Below are 2,027 nucleotides of genomic sequence, written 5' to 3' on the forward strand. Positions count from 1 at the left end.
GAGCCGATATAATCTTATCACTATTTTGGCGGACACCATGTGGTTATGGCTGTTTCTTGCGATGATCGTTGTGGTCGGCGCATTTATGCGCTACCGCAAGAGGCGTGAATACTATAAGAAGTGGGAACGGGAGGAGAAGCTCCAATCCACCGATTTTGAATACGGCGACCCTGACATGCCGGAGGAACCCGACGACGACGAACCATGGCGACGCTGAGCGACACGGTCGAATACGTTTTCGCCCTCGCCGGCACGAAGCTGGTTGGGATGCTGTCGCCCCGGGGCGCTGATCGGTTTGCGGCCGGACTCGGCCAGTTGGTCTACCGGTTGTATGGCTCGCGCCGCCGCGTGGCGCTTGACAATTTGCGTCAGGCCCTGGGTGAACAACACTCCGGGGCGGAACTGGAAGACATCGCTCGCGACGTTTTTCAGAGCATATCGCGCTCGTTGATCGAGATGGCCCGGTTTCCGGTGACGTCAAGAGAGCGCCTGGACCGGATTGTTGTCGGGCCGGACAAGCGGGTTATCGATGAAGCGCTCGCGCGCGGGAACGGGGCGATGGTCTGCACGGCGCATTTCGGCAATTGGGAGATGCTCGGAGCATGGTTCGCGGTGCAGGGATACCCGATGGATCTGTTGGTCGGGGTGCAGCACAACGCCGGCGTCGACCGGCTGCTGACGTCGTTTCGCCGGGCGATGGGGGTCGATGTCATCCCGGCCCAAACCGCTGCACGGCAGGTGATCCGGTCGTTACGAGCCAATCATCTGGTCGGTATCGCGGGTGATCAGCATACCGGTTCGGGTCTGCCGATAGATTTTTTCGGCCGCCGCGCTCTTGCGGCCCGAGGTCCGGCGATGTTCGCCGTGAAGTCCGGGGCGCCCATGTTGCCGTTCCTGATGCGCCGCGAAAGTTACGATCGCCATGTCTTCATCACCGGCGACCCGATCTATCCGCCCGAAAACGACGACTCGGAGCAGGCGGTCGACGACATGACGAGACGATACCATCGTTTCCTGGAGGATCATATCCGGCGCTGTCCGGGGCAGTGGATGTGGACACACCGCCGATGGAAGTGAGAGAAAAAAGAAGCAACCTTTGCTTTGTAATGTCAGTACAAGACCTGTACAGCCGGAAAATATCCGGTCTGCCCTCTTTTGAGATAACGGGAGAATGCGTGTTTCATAAAAAAGGACCCGCCGCGTGAAAAAATACTTCTATGTGATCATCGTGCTCGCTGTCGTGCTCGGCGGTTACCTGATCGTCAATGCCCTGTTCACCACTGCGGTCGACATCCCGACCGCATATGCCCAGCGCGGCGAGTTCGTCATTGCGCTGAACGAAAACGGTTCGGTCAACGCCAAGCGGGCAGTGACGCTGTCGGCGCCGCGTATCCGCGGTCTCCAGATCACCTGGCTCGCGCCGGAGGGATCGACGGTGAAGAAGGGCGACCCGGTGATCAAGTTCGACGCTACGCAACAGCTGTCGGACCTTCAGGAGCACGAATCCAACTTCAAGATTACGCAGGCCGCGCTCGAGCGCGCGCGGCAGGAATATACGATCCAGGAGAAACAGCTCACGCTCGATCTCGAACGCGCCAGGCGTAACTACGACGAGAAGAAGTATGAAGCACCCAGGGTCGCCGAGGAAGCCAAGATGGAGCTCGAACTGGCTCAGCTCAATTTCAAGGCGAAGCTCGATCAACTTTCGGCCGACGTGCAGAAGTCCGAAGTCGAGGTCAACCGCGCGGAGGACAAAGTCAATCAGGCTCAGCGTGAACTGGAGCAGATGACGCTCAAGGCGCCTCTGCCGGGGCTGGTTGTCTATCTCGAAATATGGAAGGGCAGCTCGATGGAAAAAGTGCAGGAAGGCGACTCGCCGTGGCCCGGCCAGGGACTGGTCAACCTTCCTGACCTGGGCGAGATGATCGTGGAAACGACCGTCTCCGAGGTCGACGCGAACAAAGTCGACACCGGCCAGGAAGTGGTCGTCTCGCTCGATGCCTATCCGGACGTTGAGTTCCCCGCCA

The 2,027-nt window shown here is 59.3% G+C and carries 3 protein-coding genes; all 3 read left to right on the forward strand.

The features are described 5' to 3' along the window. On the forward strand, window positions 1-217 hold a 217-nt coding region (locus tag KKA81_17610; GenBank protein MBU2652748.1), incomplete at its 5' end, for a hypothetical protein. Then, window positions 205-1,077 (forward strand): lysophospholipid acyltransferase family protein, encoded by an 873-nt coding sequence (locus KKA81_17615; protein MBU2652749.1) that lies wholly within the window; start codon window positions 205-207, stop codon window positions 1,075-1,077. The genes KKA81_17610 and KKA81_17615, both read left to right, overlap by 13 nt. 124 nt (window positions 1,078-1,201) lie before the next feature. After that, a partial coding sequence (locus tag KKA81_17620; GenBank protein MBU2652750.1) for an efflux RND transporter periplasmic adaptor subunit occupies window positions 1,202-2,027 on the forward strand: 826 nt, incomplete at its 3' end.

This window comes from Bacteroidota bacterium, assembly GCA_018831055.1.
Taxonomy (GTDB): domain Bacteria; phylum Bacteroidota; class Bacteroidia; order Bacteroidales; family B18-G4; genus M55B132.

What these genes read in the sequence shown, in the direction of transcription:
- KKA81_17615 (MBU2652749.1), top strand. Translation starts at nt 205, where the DNA reads ATGGCGACGCTGAGCGACACGGTCGAATACGTTTTCGCCCTCGCCGGC.